This window comes from Acinetobacter sp. ANC 5378 (assembly GCF_013004315.1).
In the GTDB taxonomy this organism is placed as follows: Bacteria; Pseudomonadota; Gammaproteobacteria; order Pseudomonadales; family Moraxellaceae; genus Acinetobacter.
Genome location: NZ_JABERK010000011.1, coordinates 202,565 through 218,848 on the forward strand (window position 1 = coordinate 202,565; position 16,284 = coordinate 218,848).

The following is a 16,284-nucleotide window of genomic DNA, read 5'->3' on the forward strand; positions in this document are numbered from 1 at the left end:
CTGATGCTTCTCTCCCTAAAAATAGTGCGTAGCTCTACAAGCCTAAAATATATGTAGAAAAACAATGCAAAAAGTTCAAACCTCCACCTTAAACCGCGCCACGCTGATGTTCCCATTGGCATTGGTACTGTTTGAGTTTTCCGTCTATATCGGCAACGACTTGGTTCAGCCTGCCATGCTCGCCATTACCAAAGACTTTGGCGTGAGCAGTTCATGGGCACCATCTTCCATGTCGTTTTATCTGCTCGGCGGGGCATGTGTGGCCTGGTTACTCGGTCCATTGTCCGACCGACTGGGACGAAAAAAAGTTCTGCTCGCAGGGGTACTGTTCTTTGTACTCTGCTGCTTGCTGATTTTACTGACGAAAAATATTGAAAGCTTTTTAGCACTACGCTTTTTACAAGGGATTGGCCTCACGGTCATTTCTGCTGTCGGTTATGCCGCCATTCAGGAAACCTTTGAAGAACGTGACGCGATTAAAGTCATGGCACTGATGGCCAATATTTCACTGCTTGCGCCATTACTCGGCCCTGTGGTAGGTGCATTCATGATTGATCATGTGTCATGGCATTGGGGTTTTATAGGCATTGCTTTGTTGGCTTTTTTAAGCTGGTTTGGGCTTAAAGCCAAAATGCCTGATACAAAGGTGAGCATTCCAAAACAGCCGTTCAGTTATATTTTGGATGACTTTAAACAGGTCTATAAAAACAAACGTTTTTTAGGGATGACTTTGGCATTGCCGATGGTCAGTATGCCGCTGATGCTGTGGATTGCACTTTCACCTGTCATATTGGTGGAAGAGTTGGGTCTTAGCAGCATGCAATATGGCTTGGCACAATTTCCGGTATTGGGTGGATTAATTGTCGGTAATATCGTGCTGATTAAAATTATCGATAAACTGGCATTGGGAAAATCGGTGCTGATGGGCTTGCCGATTATGCTCCTCGGAACGGTGGTTTTACTGGCTGGGGTGATCTGGCAAGATTATCTGATCTGGTGCTTAATTGCAGGCATGACTTTAATTAGTTTTGGTGAAGGCATCAGTTTTTCGGTGCTGTACCGTTTTGCGTTGATGTCTTCGGAAGTTTCCAAAGGTACAGTCGCAGCCGCCGTTTCGATGCTGTTGATGTTCAGCTTCTTTATTATTATTGAACTGGTTCGGATGATGTATGAGCAATACCATCTTTGGGCCTATGCGGTGGCTTGTTTTATTTTAATTGCGCTGTGGTTTAGTTTCCCTCGAGCGATGCTCAAAGACATTTTAAAAGAACGTGTCGAAAAGGGGGAGTTTTAGCAAAAGCTCCTTCTCCCTCTGGGAGATGAGGAATATATTCCGCAAGGGATCAGGGTATATCCTTGCCTGAGAAGTAAAGTATAGGAAGGGATTTCTGTATTTACCTCCCCTAACCCCTCCTGAAAGGAGGGGAATCTACCGGTTTGAAATCAGTATTTCTTCCAGTTGGAGATGAGGAATATATTCCTCATCTCCTAGAAGGAGAGGGAACATGCTGGTTTGAAAGCAAATTTTTTGATAAAGAATACTTCATCTTCCTTTGGGAAATCAGGAATATATTCCGTAAGGGATGAGAGGGGGTATCCTTATTATTCATTAAAAAGAAAATAGCCTTTTAATAAAAAACTATATCTTGGATTCAGCGATGGGCTGTTCAAAGCGCTTTAATTTACGATCAAAAACAAAAGTGCCAAATGGTAAAATGGATGCGATTAAACCCAGAATAAACATGGTAATCGACCATTTCTGTTTTTCACATACCCTAAATAACACGATTAAAAACAGGATAAACAGTACGCCATGCCCCATACCGACATATTTCACCAGGATCGGATTATCCAGCATATATTTCATCGGCATCGCGATAAAAAGAAGCAACAGAAAGGAAATACCTTCTAAAAGACCGACAACACGTAAAGTTTGAATATTCATGGTCATGCTTAAATCTATGAGAATGAACCCTGAGTGTACCGAATATTGCAGTAGTGGTGAATGAAAAATTTGATGTATTTATAAAATATATCAAATACTTATAACTAAGTGCTGAACTTGGGTTATTTGATCTCCTGCGTCCATAGTTTGGTTCTTAAATTTAACAGTTCAGGCAGTGTTTCCAGTAATAAGCTGATCTGTTTCAGTACCAATAATAAATCTTCAGACAGGTTTTCTTGCTCACTCATCTGCTTAATTTCATTGAGCTTGCCTTGAATTTTTTCTACTGCTAGAGGTTGTTGCTGTAATAGTACAGCGAATAATGTGTCTTTACACCACAGCATTAAATCCAGCACTTGAGCATCTTGAACCTGTTCACGGTGACTGCCCAAAGCCGAAATATAACTGAGTTGACTGTGGCTATACACCAGATAACGAAAGGCAGAATGAATCAGCGCTTGGTCAGGATTCGGTTCGGTACTTAAACTGGAAATCATGCTCGACAGTTCAATTTGCGCATTGTGCGCGGTGCGACGCGCACGACGGTAATCCAGACTGTTGTTTTTACCGAATTGATATTGCTTCACCACCGCATCGAAATAGTCCAAAGTCGCTTGATTACTTTTTTTGATGGTGCTGGAAATATTACGGAAGTTCCAGTCGGGCCAGATAAAACTGACCGCAAACCAAGCAATCAGACAGCCTAAAAGGGTATCGACAATACGTGGTAAAATAATGGCATAACCTGCACCTTTTAAATTGAAAATCAGCAGAACCATTAAGGTTGCCATCAATGTTGCCATGGCATATTTTTTGGAACGTAAATAGAAAAAATACACACCAGAAATAATGGTCAGAACCAGTTGTCCTTCAATACTCGGCACGAAATACAATATTGGAATACCGAGCAGCACCCCTAAAACTGTGCCTAAAGTCCGCAGTTTCAAACGGCTTTTGGTGGCGAAATAGCTGATCTGGCAGACAAATAAACTGGTGAGTAAAATCCAGTAACCATTTTTGGCGAATGGCATTAATGAGATTGCATAACCCACCGCAAAAACAAAGGCAATCCGTACTGCATGCCGGAATAGTGCTGAATTTGGGGTGAGATGTTGTTTCAGTTTCAGGCATAAGTCGGGAAGATCATGAATATCATCATCCAGCAGATTTAAATTTTCCTGATGCTGAAGATAGTTTTGACGATAATTGTTTTGTTCATGACTCAAATTTAAAAACTGTTCCTGAATTTTTTTCAGATTACGCAAAATCAGCAGCAGGTTTTTCACCTCTAAATTCTGCGGATTTTCCTCAATCCATAATTGAATCGAGCTTTCCAAATTGGCGATGGCAACATCCGTGTCTGGATTGGATTGATAGGTTTGATGGGTAAGAATATCCTGCGCCAGTTTCTGACAGGAGAGGGCATGCAGTTTTACATTTTTCTGAATCCGGAAAATCAGGTCGGTACGGCTAAAGTTTTGATGAATATTTTCGTAATGTAGATAGTTTGATGTCGCTTGCTCATGAATATCTTGCGCCAGAAAATACAGATTGAGCCAGTAAATGGTGTTTTTATTGGCACGCGAGGCTTTTAAACGGGTCAGTAAGGATGCCTTGGTGGTATTCAGGCTTTGCACCACTTCACTGTTTTTTAAGGAAAGCTCATACAGCAGTGGTTCAATGTTGTCGGTATTATCGGGGTCAAACAGACGGGCTTTAGCCAACAGTAACTCAGCAATGGCATTGAAGTTGGCAGCCAAATTATCTTGTACAGCCTGTGTGGGTTTGAGTAAATAGAAGACGATCGAGGTCAGCCCATACCATAGCGTACCCAGCACAAAATAGCTCGACTGCTGATACCATTGGCTATATTCACCCAGTCCAAACATGGTGTAAATGGAGAGTAAAATGGTACCGAAAGAAATGGTGGCATAGCGCTGTCCCAGTGCACCCATTAAAATAAAAGCGGCACTCGACAAGGATAAATACAGGATAAAAAGCAGTTTATAAGGATAGAGAAATTCAAGAATACTGCTGACGCTGAAAAACAGAATGCAGACATAGACCAGATTACGTAAGCGAATACTTAGGCGATCATCAAAATCGGTCAGTGCAGTGGCAATGGCACCTAACGTGACCGGAACAATTAAGGACTCATAGTTTAAAAACAGTAAACCTAAGGTGGTTCCAGTCAGGACAATAAAAATTTGCAGACAATAAATTAAAATGGAATTGGATTTAAAGCGTTGAATTAAGTCTTTCAGGCTATTCACGATTTTTCTAAAGATCAATTATTGTGGATACAGCGTGAGCTTTTTTATTTGTCGTGTCAATTTATGATCTTTTAAATTCAGGGAGTTGTTTGAATTATTTCGCAATTTATGGAGCAAAAAAGCAGACGTTGCGCCTGCTTTTTGTTTATATTTTTTAGGACAATTATTTAATCAGACCACAGGCAATACGATCTCCGCCACCGCCTAGAGGTTTAGGTTGGTCTGAATAGTTATCACCACCGGCATGAACCATAATCGCTAAACCTTGAACATCAGCCAGTTTTAAACGCGGTGCCACTAAAGTAACTTTTGCGTTACCTTGAGCATCGACATTTAATACAGGTAAATCCCCTAAATGACCGGTAAGTGGCGTTCCGTGATGCGGTGCTTGGTTCGGGTTAAAGTGACCACCCGCTGCAATCGCCGCACCGATTTTTCCATCTTTTTCAGCCGGGTCACAAGAACCTTTTTCATGGATATGGAAACCGTGAGGGCCGGGTGGCAATTCAGCCAAGTCAGTCGTAAGCACTAAGCCCGCTGGACTGTCTTTGAATTTAATCGTACCAATGGCTTTACCGACTCCTTGAGCCGATACCGCATGAACGGTTGTCTGATGGTGAGCTTCATGAGATGAGGTAGGGGAGTTGGCACAGCCCAGCATTGCAAAACCTGCAATGGCACAGAGCGTCGTTAATTTGAATAGTGAAGAAGACATTGAGTTGCATCCTTTTGTTTTATTATGACCTTGATCATTCAAACAAGGCATCAGATGCAATTCAATAATAATTAAGTATTTGAATGTATGAGTTTCTTAAACTTTAAGCTTAAGTTTTATCTGGATTGTTTTCATCTTTATCATCATCAAGATCATATGCCATGGTCGATTTTGGCATCATGAAGGGACCAAATTCATTGGTTTCATGTAGCCATTCACGCCAAATCGCCAACAAGACTGCAAGAATCACCGGACCAATAAACAGACCGACCAGCCCAAAACTCGCAATCCCCCCTAACACCCCGAACATAATCAGCAAGAAGGGAATTTGGGTTGCACCCGAAATCACCAGTGGACGAATCACATTATCTGAAGTACTGACGATACAGACACCCCAGACCATTACCCCAATGGCTTCCATGGTTTGCCCTTGAGAGAACAGCCATAATGCAACTGAACCGTAAGCAATCGGTGTTCCAAACGGAATCAGTGCCAATAAGAAGGTTACAATGGTCAGTACCATTGGGTTGGGTACACCGGCAACAAAATAACTTAAACCGGCTAATATGGCTTGCGCCACCGCGGTTAAACCAACCCCATAAACTACAGCACGTGTCGTTTCAGAAATGGTATCTAAATAATGATGAATCCGTGGGCCAATAATCATTTCCAAGGCTTTGCTGACCTGGTTCAAAATGGTTTGACCATCACGGTAGAAAAAGAACAGTGATAAGACCGCAAAACATAGCTTAACGACGTTTTTACCAATTTCATTTAAAACGAAACGGCCATAATTGAGATGACCCTGAATCCAGATGGAAACATTTTGTACAATACTGTTCGGATCGGTATTGATATCATTTAAGGTTCGGCTGATTTCCTTGCCGATAAACGGTAAGTCGCGAATAAATTGCGGAACATTTAAATGACCTGAAAACACCTGCTTTTGCAATTCATAATATAAATTTCGACCTTCATGCTGCAGCATGAAAATACCGAAGGTCAGCGGAATACCGATCAGCAAAATAATCAGGCTGATCATGATGGTCGCACTCAGCGTGGCACGTGAGCCAGACTTGCGATAAATCCATTGATACCAGGGCCAGGTCATATAGGCAATAATGGCTGCCCAAAGTACAGGCACAATAAAGTATTTGAGGACGTTAAAACTCAAGAAAAGGAGGATGAAAAACAATCCAAATAATAATACTTTTTGTAATGTTGGCGCGTACTGTTGCACTGCATTCACTGATTTGTTTCTAAGGTCCATGCCATCTTAACTGAAAAAAAAGCTCGCGAAAATGAATGCCGAGTAAGTTCTAATGAATAATCAATAAACAAACGCTGCTTCAAGACAGAAAGCTAGACCTTATAAGACCCTAAAACCATTTGGTCGGATCATCAATAATGGCATTTAAAACCGGCTGCCACTGATTTTGCATGCTTAAATAATTTTTTTGCGTTTTATCAAACACGGTTAGACCCTGCATCGCCAACTGACTATAAGCCGTGCGTTCAGAAATCCAGGCGACAGGTTGCTGTTCAATTTTATTGAAAAAATCCTGAATTTCTTTAGCGCTGGCACTATTGGCTTTAACGCGATTGGCAAGAAGTAAAATTTGCACTTTACCTTTACGAATACGCTTGATGTCCTGTAAATGTTTCAAGAAACGGCGCGTACTGTCGATATCGAAAAAAGAGGGTTGTAATGGCGTGATAATCGCGTGAGCTTCACTAATCAGTTGTTCAGCATGTTCACCAGAAAGTGCCCCGGGTGCATCAATAATCAGATATTCTAAATTTTTAGGCACATTATCAAACGATTTTCCAGGACGCCAGTCTAGGCTTTGAATCGGGGCAGCATCTTCAGGGCGGTGTTTAAGCCATTGCATAGTTGATTTTTGGTTGTCGGCATCGGCAAGTGCAACCCGATAACCTTTTTGTGCTAAAGCCGCAGCCAGACTGATTGCGGTAATGGTTTTACCACATCCACCTTTTTGATTTGCAATTAAGATTGTTTTCATGACCCTGACGATTTTATTCTGCTCCGCCCTAGCATATCATTGTTTGATGCGATGAATATGACACATGACAAAAGTCTTAAAGACTCATGTGGTAGTAAATTTTTGAATTAGGAAAGAATAATGTCCATCTGGATGGCAATGTTGATTGGTGGGTGTATAGGAGTGGTATTAACTACCCTGATTTTAAGCAATACCCGTAATGGACGGGTCAAAGCAGAGTATGAGCAATACATTGCTGAGCTGGAGTTAGAGCATCAACAGGCTTTAATCCATGCACAAAAGCGTAGCGTCAATACCAGTCGTGCGGTGTTGAAAGGAAAAATGGCAGAGCAGATGGCACCGATTATGCCCGAGTTTCAATACTTGCCCAGTGATGCCAAATTCTTGGGTGATCCGGTCGATTATGTCGTGTTTGATGGATATACCGACTTACGCGATGGTGAAGGGCGAGCTGAAGATATTGAAGTGGTGCTGATTGATATTAAAAGTGGTGGGGCACGACTCACTAAAGGGCAACAGGCGATTGCCCAAGCCATTCGTGATGGACGAGTTCGTTTTGAAACGGTTCGCATCGACTTTGATGATTAATTTTTTAATTCATTAATTTGCTCAGATTCAATCTGGGCAACAGAGGTATTGAGCAGAGGGTTGAGTCTGAATTCAAGCGCTAGGCTTTTTCTGCCCGGGCAAAGAACATGCGACTGCCTATTTTAGGAATCCCGGTCGCATCGAAATAATGCTGTTCTTTAAAGCGGAAATTCGCATCTAACAACGCTTGTTCAATATTACGGTTGAGATGACAACCATCAGCCAAACGCTTTTGAATCGGAGTCAGTAAATTCTGTAAATGCTTAAGCGTCTTGTTGTCCTGATACTGAACATGTTCAACTAAATGCAAAATACCGGTCGGTTTGAGTACACGATGCAACTCAGTTAAAGCCTGTTGTAAATGTTCAATACTGCATAAAGTCCAGGTACTGACAATGTGCTCGATGCTGTTATCTGCAAAAGGCAGCTTTTCTGCACTGACCTGAATATGCTGGACATGTATTGCACTTTCAAGCACGCGCTTGCTTGCCAGTTGATAAATATCTGCATTCGGTTCGAGTGCGTATAACGTATCGACATTTTGATAAAAAGGCAGATTCACCCCGGTCCCAAAGTCAATTTCCAGAACTTCACCTGAAATCGGTAACAGTAATTCTCGACGTTGTTCCATCAGGCTCTGCGTTTGCATTACCTGATTGAGTAAATGCGGAAAAATATGCTGCTGATAAAATTTATAAATCATGGATTGCTTAATTTTTCTTGATATGGATTTAGCTTAATGGATATTTCAGTCAATTAATAAGACAAAAAAGTGACTGAATATATCTAGATTGTTACCAAGTCGATATGGTGATTTAAGTTTCATGACTTAAGATAAAAGTTGCAAATAAAGAAATTCGTTTTGAGGTATGCAGATGACTAGACAATTATTATTCAGTGCTTTACTTGCGACTTGCATGTTACAAGTGAGCGCCAGCGCATCTGTCGATCATAATATTTCTAAAGGTTTGGCACCTGTCTCTAAAGACCAGTCGATTAAAAAACTACAATCCTTTAGAGGGGATTTTCGTATTTTAGGCTCGAAAATTTATACTAACGATGAACAGGCCAAGTTTTCGCCGATTGATTATGCTGTAAGTTGGGGCTTGTTTGCCGAACCTGAAATTGCACGACATATCTCGGTGAATCAATACGACCGTTATTTAAATTGGAAGATCGATCGCCTGCCTGTGCCGAAAGAGCAAGCCATACAGATGGTGTCGAATATGCACATCATTCCGGCAAACCCGCAAATTGCCAAGCAAATTAAAAATGTGAAACGGGGCGATCTGGTGCGTTTAACAGGTGAATTGGTTGAAATTAAAGATAAAGATTTGGTCTGGACCTCGTCTTTAACCCCGACAGATACTGGCGATGGCGCCTGCGAATTATTCCGTGTCAGTTCAATTGAATGGATTGAAAAAGTAAAAGGTTAATCCTTTTAAAGCCTCCCTTTTTGAAAGAGAGGAGTAAAAATCCCGCTTTATTAAAGCGGGATTTTTATATTCTAAGACTGATATAGAAACTTATTTTGCAGTTAAAGCCTGACCTTCAAATTGAATGCCATCCCAACCATTTTGCATAAACTGGCGGATATTCTGGTGATCGGTGGCTTCAGGTGTAGCCAATACCGCAGCATAATGTTCAGCAAACAGGCTTAAAGTCTGCGCTTGATCTAAACCGTTCAATTGCGCAAAAGAAAACACTTTCGCACTGCCCTGATTTTCAGTCGCAGCATTGGCTTGTTGTCCATTTTTAAATGCGGTTGGCGTATGATTATAACGGGCTTCAATATACGCAATCACATCTGAAAATTTCGCTTCGCCTGCTTGAAGTTGTGCCAATAAATCTTGAGCCATGATTTCCTCAGTCCATATAAATAGTCAATTTAACCGCACGACTATAACAATGTTTATGCATTTTATTCAGCATTATTTCTTTGTAAAAAATACAGAATCATGCAAAAGTATTGTTCAATGAAAACAGGGCTGTGGATAAAACACGGGTTGTGCACACCCCATACTGGATGAAATAAATGAGCTGGTTACTGGTAGCGATGGGTGGGGCGATTGGGGCAAGTTTGCGTTATGGTGCAGGGGTATTTTTACTGAAACCGACCAGCGTATTTCCCTGGACGACATGGTGGGTGAATATTTGTGGCTGCTTGCTCGCCGGTATTTTCTTTGCCTATAGCCAAAAATTTCCGAGCTTGCAAAATGAAGCACGGCTGTTCTTGATGGTCGGGATTTTAGGTGGCTTCACCACATTTTCCAGTTTTGGTTTAGAAACCTTTCAGCTATTAAAACATGGTCAGACCACACTCGCTTTGGGCTATGTGATTTCAAGTGTGATTATGGGTGTAATATTTTTGGCTTTGGGTTTTTATCTATTTCAATGGTTATTACACAGCAAATAAAACCTGAATACTGTTTGAGCTAAAAATACAATAGATAAAAAAGAAGCCCAAGCTGGAGGAGAGTGCTTGGGCTTTTCAAGTTTTAAGACTAACCTTGAAATCTTAAAATAATATGAAGTTAATGTGAGCGTTTGAAACGCGCAAAACGTTTATTGAAACTTGCCACGCGACCTTCATTACTCGCTTGACGTTGCTCACCGGTATAAAACGGATGCGATGCACTTGAGACATCTAAAGTCACATAAGGATAGTCCTGACCTTGGTAACTCTTAGTTTGTGAGGTTTGCAAGGTACTGCCAATAATGAAATAGGCATCTGCATTGGTGTCATGGAACAGGACTTCACGATATTCTGGATGGATGTTTGCGCGCATAATGAATTCCAAAATTACTGTTAATATTGTTATGTTATAATATAACATTAAATTTGGCAAATAAAACCCAAATCAGAAACTGTATTTGGGTTTTAAAAAGGGCTTATTGACGTGGTGGCACCAGTTCATCAAACAAGTCATTAAGATTGTCATGCATTTTTAAATGAATCATATTCCAGTAATGTCCAGACACGGTACGATTTACCATCAATGTTTCTGGTGAAGGCTTAAATACATCCCAATATTTTAATGAGGGTTTGAGCAACTCCATGCCATCATGATGCGCCGAGTTTTCTTCAAAATCATACATAGTGGTGAGCGGGCGCATCAGCACTTCTAACCATTGCTTATACAGTTCAGCCGGGAATTTGCCTTGTTCTGAAATGGCATGCAGGGCATCTAGTTGTTGTTCCATTTCGACAATATTGCCTTCACGGGCAGACTGCACCAAATGTTTAAAGTGCTGTACCGTGGAACTGGATAATGTTTTTACACCGCCGTAATCGTAAATAATCACCGTGCCATCTTCACGAAAGGCAAAGTTGCCGGGATGCGGGTCGCAATGGAAACGTTTTAAATAGAAAATCTCTTGCCCAATGGCACGAAATAAACGGCGGCCCAGTTCATTGCGGGTTGCTTGAGACCAGATACTGGCAGTTTCAATACTTTCACCCTGTTCTAGGCTCAAGGTTAAAATATGTCGTGAAGAATAGTCTTTATACACTTGCGGAATAATAATTTTAGTATCTAAAGCTTGATGGAAGGTACGTGCGACTTCGAGGTTTTGCGCTTCAATCTCATAATTCAGTTCATTATCCAAACTTTCCTGAATTTCCTTGAACAGCCGATCTTGTAATTTACGGTCAACCTTAAGCACACCCATTAAGCGTAAAGCCAAACGCACCTGTTTCAGATCGCTTTCACAGGCTTCATCGACACCCGGATATTGCACTTTAACCACCACTTGCTGCCCATTTGGCAAAAAAGCTTTATGCACTTGTCCAATCGAAGCCGCGGCAAAAGGCTGTTCATCGAAATGTTTAAAGATTTGATCAAGTGGCTTTCCCAGTTCTTTTTCGACTTGCGCTTTAATTTCAGCAAAAGGCATCGCAGGCGCTTGGCGCTGTAACTTGCTAATGGCACGAGCCACTTCAGGCGGAAAAATGTCTTTATATTGTGAAGCAATTTGCCCCACTTTCATGACCGCACCCTTCATTTCCCCAAGGGTATCTGCAATTTGTAGCCCTATATCTTGAAAAAGCTTGCTGCGCGAGGCATTTTTTTGTTCTTCATCGGCATTAAAATTTTTGATTGAATTTGAGACGGTTTTAGTTGCGATGCTCGCCGTCATAGTGGCAAGTTTCATAAAACGACGACCGGGTGTGCTAGCCGTTTTTGCCATGCGATATTCCTCAGGATCATCAAAGATGTGTTTCAATGATCATAGGCGTTAAACTGGATATTGCCTACTTTAAATTGTTAAAAGCTGCATTTTTAATGTTCAATTTTAAAAAATAGAAGCATTTTTTTAAGCTTAAATAGATGAAGTTTTTATGATTTTTTTTTATTCATATTGCTGTTCATCTCATTCCTTTTTCATGAGAAAAGGAATGAGATCGAAATATTTAAGCCGTTTTGATACGGTTATTCATCATAAATAAACGTGTCAATAACAGTATACATGCAACAGTTAAACCAACAATCAAGCCGACCCAAACGCCAGCCGCTTTCATTTCGGTAAAGCGTGCCAAGTAAATTCCCACAGGGAAAGCAATCACCCAATACGCTATCATGGTAATCCACATGGGTCCTTTGGTGTCTTGCATGCCACGTAGGCAACCTGCTGCACTGACTTGCCATGCATCCATCAACTGATAGGTAATTGCGAATAACAACAGATACATTGCCACTTGTGCCACCTCATAATCTGAAGTGTAAATGGAAACAATTTCAGGACGGAAGAACCAGATCAATGCCATGGTGGCAAGGGCTAAAATCGTACCGGTCAGTAATCCCAGATACTGAACTTTACGCATCGCCAGCCAGTTTTTTTCACCATAATAGGTGCCAACACGTATGGTGAGTGCAATCGCGAGTGACATCGGAATCATAAACAATTGTGAGGTCACAGAAATGGCAATCTGGTGGGCGGCTACCAAGGTTTCACCTAAAGGACTTAAAATAATCGCGGCAGTACTGAAAATACTGACTTCAAAAAAGATGGCCAAACCAATCGGGAAACCGAGCTGTAAAATACGTTTTACCCAATACGGATCAATTTTTTCCCATGCGGCAAAGACTTGGGTTTTACGGTAAGCCTTGCCTTTAAATACATACGTTGCCAAAGCAATGAACATCAGCCATTGCAAAATAGCCGTAGCAAAACCACAGCCGGCACTGCCCAGTTCAGGAATTGGACCTAAGCCATACATAAAAACAAAGTTCAGTGGAACCAGTGCAACCAATGCGCCCAGACTAATGGCGGTGACGGGGCGTGGATAACCGAGGGCTTCAGAATAACCACGTAATGCAGCATACATTGTCACTGCAGGCATACCCAAACCGATTGCATGCAAGAACAAACTTGCTTTAGGCAGTAAGGCTTCAGGTACGCCTAAAACAGGCAACAAGAATGGCATGACTTGTAAAATCAGTGCAGCAATAATCCCCAAAATAAAGGCCACCCAGAGTGACTGCCGTGCAATGGTGGCAATTTTTTCAGGCGTACGTGCACCGTTAGCTTCTGCAACCAGAGGTGTTGTTGCAATCATGATGCCACTAAATAACAGCATCACTGGAATCCATAAACCCACCCCGACTGCAATGGCAGCAAGGTCAGTTGGGGAGAGATGTCCCGCCATAATGGTATCAATCAGACCCAAACCGGCTTGGGCAAATTGAGTCACCAAAATTGGAATCATCAAATGAAAGAGTTGTTTTAATTCATAACGGGTCGTTGTAAGCGACGAGACATTAGACACAAAAATTACTCATCATGTGCTTAGAATAATGAGGTGTTAGCGTTGTAAAGTGAGAAGCACACCAATAAAAATCACTACGCCACCGAATAGACGTTGCCAATTGATCGCTGTTTTTTCTGTACCCAATAAACCAAAATGATCGAGGAACATTGAGGTAACAACCTGTCCAAAAACAATCAGCCCTGTGAGCGTGAGAAACCCCAGTTTGGGCGCAGTATAAATGCTGATACTAATCGCATAGACCCCTAAAAACCCACCCAGCCACATAAACCACGGCAGTTGAGCCAAAGTTGTAAGATTAGGTTTATCAACGTTTTGAAAAAACACCAACACAGCGAGCACTATTGTACCAACCAAAAAGGAGAAAAGGGCGGCTTGCAAAGGTGAATATAGAGATTCTCTTAACTGGCTATTGATTGCAGTTTGAAACGTCATCGCAATACCAATACCCATGGCTAAGGGCATCAGCAAGAGTAACTGGGCTGATATTTTCATCATATTAAGCATTTATTCTTGTTGGGTTTTTCTTAGTCTAAAACAATAACACGGAGAATTTATCAGAGTCTTGATGCAGTCATGTTAAAATATTCATCTTCCTGTTTTGTTGTTTTGAGCTTATTCCTTGGCTGATTTAAATCCTGCACTTGTTCCATTGTCTTTATATATTCACATGCCGTGGTGTGTGCGGAAGTGTCCCTATTGTGACTTTAATTCGCATGCGGTACCGGATGGAAAATTGTCTTTAGATTTAGAGCAGCAATATTTACAGGCTTTGGTTGCAGACTTTAAAACCCAGTTTGATTTTGCTCAAGGTCGCCAGATTCATAGCGTCTTTATTGGTGGGGGGACGCCATCTTTAATTTCAGCCAAAGGTTATGTGTGGTTGTTCGAGCAACTAAAAAACATAATTCCGTTTGAAGATGGCTGTGAAATTACTTTGGAAGCCAATCCGGGAACCGTGGAACACGATCCTTTTGCAGGTTATTTAGAGGCAGGGATTAACCGTCTTTCCATTGGCGTACAAAGTTTTAATATGGATCACCTGAAAAAATTAGGGCGTATCCATAGCAATGATGATGCAGTCAATGCCATTCATTTAGCCCGCGATGCCGGTTTTGAACGCATTAATGTCGACTTGATGCATGGCTTGCCAGAACAGACTTTAGAGCAGGCGTTACTAGATTTAAAACTGGCAGTAGAAAATGGCGCAACGCATGTATCATGGTATCAACTGACCATTGAACCGAATACGGTATTTTTCCGTACCCAACCTGTTTTACCCGTTGAAGACGTGTTGGAAGATATTCAGGAACAGGGTGAAGCTTATTTAAAAGCTCATGGCTTTGTGAATTATGAAGTCTCGGCTTGGCGTAAAGAAAAGCCATCTGCACATAATTTAAATTACTGGCAGTTTGGCGATTATTTGGCGATTGGTGCAGGTGCACACGGTAAAGTGACTCAACCTGATGGCGTGTACCGTTTTCAGAAAACCCGTTTGCCGAAAGATTATTTGGCCAAAGTGCCGGCAGAGCATCTTCAGTTTAAACGTATTGAAGATGAAGACATGCCGTTTGAATTTATGATGAATGCGCTGCGTTTAAATAATGGCGTAGATGCAAAACTTTATCACGAGCGTACAGGTTTAAATTTAGAAAATTTAGGTGAACTTTTAACTTCATTACGTTCACGTAAGTTGATGGTTGAAGATCAAAACCGTTTGTCTTGTACAGAGCAGGGGCATGTGTTTTTAAATTCGGTGTTGGAAGAGTTTCTTTAATCAGATATGTTCTTATATTTATTAATTTTCATTCGGTAAATACGGCCTAAAAATTGGCCGCTATTGCCTATGGTATATAAAATGTAGAGCTGATGGTTTTGACTATCTACCGTTAGGCCTTCTGGCTCCCAATACTGGATGGCATGATTAGATAAGGAATCAAAATGACCCAGTGTCACATGATCCATTTTTTGAATCAGTTTGCCGGTTAAGTCATAAACATAAATTCTTTTAGGGCCTTTATTTTTATTTCCGCTTAACAAATATACGTAAGTCCCATCGGTGCTCAGGCCTTGAAATGCAGATTTGTCATGCGTGAAGTCTGAATCAATAGGCCATTCATCTTCATATAAAAAACGAATATCGGTTAAGTTTTTTTGGGTGATGAGATCTAATTTAAAAATACGGATGACATTTACTTTATGGTTATTGCCTCGCACCAACAGATATTTTCCATCTGGTGTGATCGAAGGCATGGTGTTGGTGATCTTGCTGTATCGTTTATCAAATACCTGAATGACTTGGGTGTTACTGGGCGCAGCATTGGGCGTGTATTGAAATTTGAGAATATACCAGCCTTTATTGGGAATGCCGGTTCCTGCAGAAGCAAAAATAAAGTCACTGTGTGGATCGACTGAAATACCTTGATGACCAATCAGGGAGGAGGGTTTTTGTGCATCTTGAGCAGACCATAAATTTGAGTGGTGCAATTTAAATCTATTCATCACGCCTTGTTCAGGATTGCCCTCGACATGCGTGGTGTACAAAAGCTCGTGCCTGTGATCAAGCGCTAATCCCTGAAGAATATGATTATTGCCCAGTCCTGTTCTGATCAGTGTAATCGGCTGGGCAGCATCACCCAAGTTGGCAGAATCAGGTGAATCAAAATTTTGCTCAAGATGATGGGCATTTAGAGGGGTAGTTGCGCTATAAATCTGATAAAAGCGACTTAGAAACGAAATCAATTTTTTCATCTAAAAGGCCACCGGATTAATTTTTTATTATTCTATTCTTTGGAAGATTGAGCTTGCATTGGGATTATTGTAGCGCATAAAAAAGAGCACCGAAGTCACTGCTGTCCCACAATTTTTCATAAAAGGAGGCTCAATTGAGCTTCCTTTTGTTTTATCGGTATTTTATCGGGCATGAATAAAGCTTTTAAGGTTTTTCTCTCAAACAGATTTACTTGGAT

General features: G+C 41.2%; 17 protein-coding genes. 5 read left to right on the forward strand and 12 right to left on the reverse strand.

Going from position 1 to position 16,284, the window contains the following annotated elements; translation table 11 throughout:
• Window positions 1–64: 64 nt before the first annotated feature.
• Window positions 65–1,294, forward strand: a complete 1,230-nt coding sequence (gene craA / locus HLH16_RS04085; protein WP_171528349.1) for a chloramphenicol efflux MFS transporter CraA — start codon at window positions 65–67, stop codon at window positions 1,292–1,294.
• A gap of 345 nt (window positions 1,295–1,639) precedes the next feature.
• Here the strand turns inward: craA and HLH16_RS04090 are convergent, their stop codons facing one another.
• The 5 genes from HLH16_RS04090 to HLH16_RS04110 form a co-directional block, all read right to left on the reverse strand.
• Window positions 1,640–1,945 (reverse strand): DUF3817 domain-containing protein, encoded by a 306-nt coding sequence (locus HLH16_RS04090; RefSeq protein WP_171528370.1) that lies wholly within the window; start codon window positions 1,943–1,945, stop codon window positions 1,640–1,642.
• A 122-nt stretch (window positions 1,946–2,067) separates the two neighbouring features.
• Window positions 2,068–4,218, reverse strand: a complete 2,151-nt coding sequence (gene yccS / locus HLH16_RS04095) for a YccS family putative transporter (protein WP_171528350.1) — start codon at window positions 4,216–4,218, stop codon at window positions 2,068–2,070.
• A gap of 163 nt (window positions 4,219–4,381) precedes the next feature.
• Window positions 4,382–4,879, reverse strand: coding sequence for a superoxide dismutase [Cu-Zn] SodC (gene sodC / locus HLH16_RS04100; RefSeq protein WP_502707637.1), 498 nt, complete (start codon window positions 4,877–4,879; stop codon window positions 4,382–4,384).
• A 163-nt stretch (window positions 4,880–5,042) separates the two neighbouring features.
• Window positions 5,043–6,173: an AI-2E family transporter gene (locus tag HLH16_RS04105; RefSeq protein ID WP_171528371.1), complete on the reverse strand. Its 1,131-nt coding sequence runs from the start codon at window positions 6,171–6,173 to the stop codon at window positions 5,043–5,045.
• Window positions 6,174–6,312: 139 nt separating this feature from the next.
• The gene (locus HLH16_RS04110) at window positions 6,313–6,957 is read right to left on the reverse strand and encodes a ParA family protein (RefSeq protein WP_131291672.1); all 645 of its coding nucleotides are present in this window, start codon (window positions 6,955–6,957) and stop codon (window positions 6,313–6,315) included.
• 120 nt (window positions 6,958–7,077) lie between these two features.
• On the opposite strand from HLH16_RS04110, the gene HLH16_RS04115 reads away from it, so the two are divergent.
• Window positions 7,078–7,545 (forward strand): Holliday junction resolvase-like protein, encoded by a 468-nt coding sequence (locus HLH16_RS04115; RefSeq protein WP_171528352.1) that lies wholly within the window; start codon window positions 7,078–7,080, stop codon window positions 7,543–7,545.
• A gap of 79 nt (window positions 7,546–7,624) precedes the next feature.
• On the opposite strand, the gene HLH16_RS04120 is transcribed toward HLH16_RS04115, so the two are convergent.
• Window positions 7,625–8,248, reverse strand: coding sequence for a class I SAM-dependent methyltransferase (locus HLH16_RS04120; RefSeq protein WP_171528353.1), 624 nt, complete (start codon window positions 8,246–8,248; stop codon window positions 7,625–7,627).
• A 172-nt stretch (window positions 8,249–8,420) separates the two neighbouring features.
• Here HLH16_RS04120 and HLH16_RS04125 point away from each other — a divergent pair, with 172 nt between their 5' ends.
• Window positions 8,421–8,981, forward strand: coding sequence for a hypothetical protein (locus HLH16_RS04125; protein ID WP_171528354.1), 561 nt, complete (start codon window positions 8,421–8,423; stop codon window positions 8,979–8,981).
• 90 nt (window positions 8,982–9,071) lie between these two features.
• Here HLH16_RS04125 and HLH16_RS04130 read toward each other — a convergent pair whose 3' ends face one another.
• Window positions 9,072–9,404: a HopJ type III effector protein gene (locus HLH16_RS04130; RefSeq protein WP_171528355.1), complete on the reverse strand. Its 333-nt coding sequence runs from the start codon at window positions 9,402–9,404 to the stop codon at window positions 9,072–9,074.
• A 176-nt stretch (window positions 9,405–9,580) separates the two neighbouring features.
• Here HLH16_RS04130 and crcB point away from each other — a divergent pair, with 176 nt between their 5' ends.
• Entirely contained in the window at window positions 9,581–9,961 is a 381-nt protein-coding gene (crcB, locus tag HLH16_RS04135; protein WP_171528356.1) for a fluoride efflux transporter CrcB, read from the forward strand.
• Window positions 9,962–10,079: 118 nt separating this feature from the next.
• Here crcB and HLH16_RS04140 read toward each other — a convergent pair whose 3' ends face one another.
• From HLH16_RS04140 to HLH16_RS04155, 4 genes are all read right to left on the reverse strand, one after another.
• On the reverse strand, window positions 10,080–10,334 hold the full coding sequence (locus tag HLH16_RS04140; RefSeq protein ID WP_131291660.1) for a type B 50S ribosomal protein L31: 255 nt from the start codon (window positions 10,332–10,334) through the stop codon (window positions 10,080–10,082).
• A gap of 103 nt (window positions 10,335–10,437) precedes the next feature.
• Window positions 10,438–11,736: an ABC1 kinase family protein gene (locus HLH16_RS04145; RefSeq protein ID WP_171528357.1), complete on the reverse strand. Its 1,299-nt coding sequence runs from the start codon at window positions 11,734–11,736 to the stop codon at window positions 10,438–10,440.
• 223 nt (window positions 11,737–11,959) lie between these two features.
• Window positions 11,960–13,315 carry an MATE family efflux transporter gene (locus HLH16_RS04150; protein ID WP_350643833.1) on the reverse strand — a complete coding sequence of 452 codons (1,356 nt, stop codon included), beginning with the start codon at window positions 13,313–13,315 and terminating at the stop codon, window positions 11,960–11,962.
• Between the two features lie 36 nt (window positions 13,316–13,351).
• Entirely contained in the window at window positions 13,352–13,813 is a 462-nt protein-coding gene (locus HLH16_RS04155; protein WP_131291654.1) for a DMT family transporter, read from the reverse strand.
• A gap of 124 nt (window positions 13,814–13,937) precedes the next feature.
• On the opposite strand from HLH16_RS04155, the gene hemW reads away from it, so the two are divergent.
• Window positions 13,938–15,092, forward strand: coding sequence for a radical SAM family heme chaperone HemW (gene hemW / locus HLH16_RS04160; RefSeq protein ID WP_171528358.1), 1,155 nt, complete (start codon window positions 13,938–13,940; stop codon window positions 15,090–15,092).
• On the opposite strand, the gene HLH16_RS04165 is transcribed toward hemW, so the two are convergent.
• Entirely contained in the window at window positions 15,089–16,066 is a 978-nt protein-coding gene (locus HLH16_RS04165) for a phage baseplate protein (protein ID WP_171528359.1), read from the reverse strand. The genes hemW and HLH16_RS04165 overlap by 4 nt on opposite strands.
• Window positions 16,067–16,284 lie beyond the last annotated feature (218 nt).

Bases quoted from the DNA above. Each gene is read 5' to 3' on its own strand.
- craA (WP_171528349.1), top strand. From the start codon at position 65: ATGCAAAAAGTTCAAACCTCCACCTTAAACCGCGCCACGCTGATGTTC.
- HLH16_RS04090 (WP_171528370.1), bottom strand. From the start codon at position 1,945: ATGAATATTCAAACTTTACGTGTTGTCGGTCTTTTAGAAGGTATTTCC.
- sodC (WP_502707637.1), bottom strand. From the start codon at position 4,879: ATGCTGGGCTGTGCCAACTCCCCTACCTCATCTCATGAAGCTCACCAT.
- HLH16_RS04110 (WP_131291672.1), bottom strand. From the start codon at position 6,957: ATGAAAACAATCTTAATTGCAAATCAAAAAGGTGGATGTGGTAAAACC.
- HLH16_RS04115 (WP_171528352.1), top strand. From the start codon at position 7,078: ATGTCCATCTGGATGGCAATGTTGATTGGTGGGTGTATAGGAGTGGTA.
- HLH16_RS04120 (WP_171528353.1), bottom strand. From the start codon at position 8,248: ATGATTTATAAATTTTATCAGCAGCATATTTTTCCGCATTTACTCAAT.
- HLH16_RS04125 (WP_171528354.1), top strand. From the start codon at position 8,421: ATGACTAGACAATTATTATTCAGTGCTTTACTTGCGACTTGCATGTTA.
- HLH16_RS04130 (WP_171528355.1), bottom strand. From the start codon at position 9,404: ATGGCTCAAGATTTATTGGCACAACTTCAAGCAGGCGAAGCGAAATTT.
- crcB (WP_171528356.1), top strand. From the start codon at position 9,581: ATGAGCTGGTTACTGGTAGCGATGGGTGGGGCGATTGGGGCAAGTTTG.
- HLH16_RS04140 (WP_131291660.1), bottom strand. From the start codon at position 10,334: ATGCGCGCAAACATCCATCCAGAATATCGTGAAGTCCTGTTCCATGAC.
- HLH16_RS04145 (WP_171528357.1), bottom strand. From the start codon at position 11,736: ATGGCAAAAACGGCTAGCACACCCGGTCGTCGTTTTATGAAACTTGCC.
- HLH16_RS04155 (WP_131291654.1), bottom strand. From the start codon at position 13,813: ATGATGAAAATATCAGCCCAGTTACTCTTGCTGATGCCCTTAGCCATG.
- HLH16_RS04165 (WP_171528359.1), bottom strand. From the start codon at position 16,066: ATGAAAAAATTGATTTCGTTTCTAAGTCGCTTTTATCAGATTTATAGC.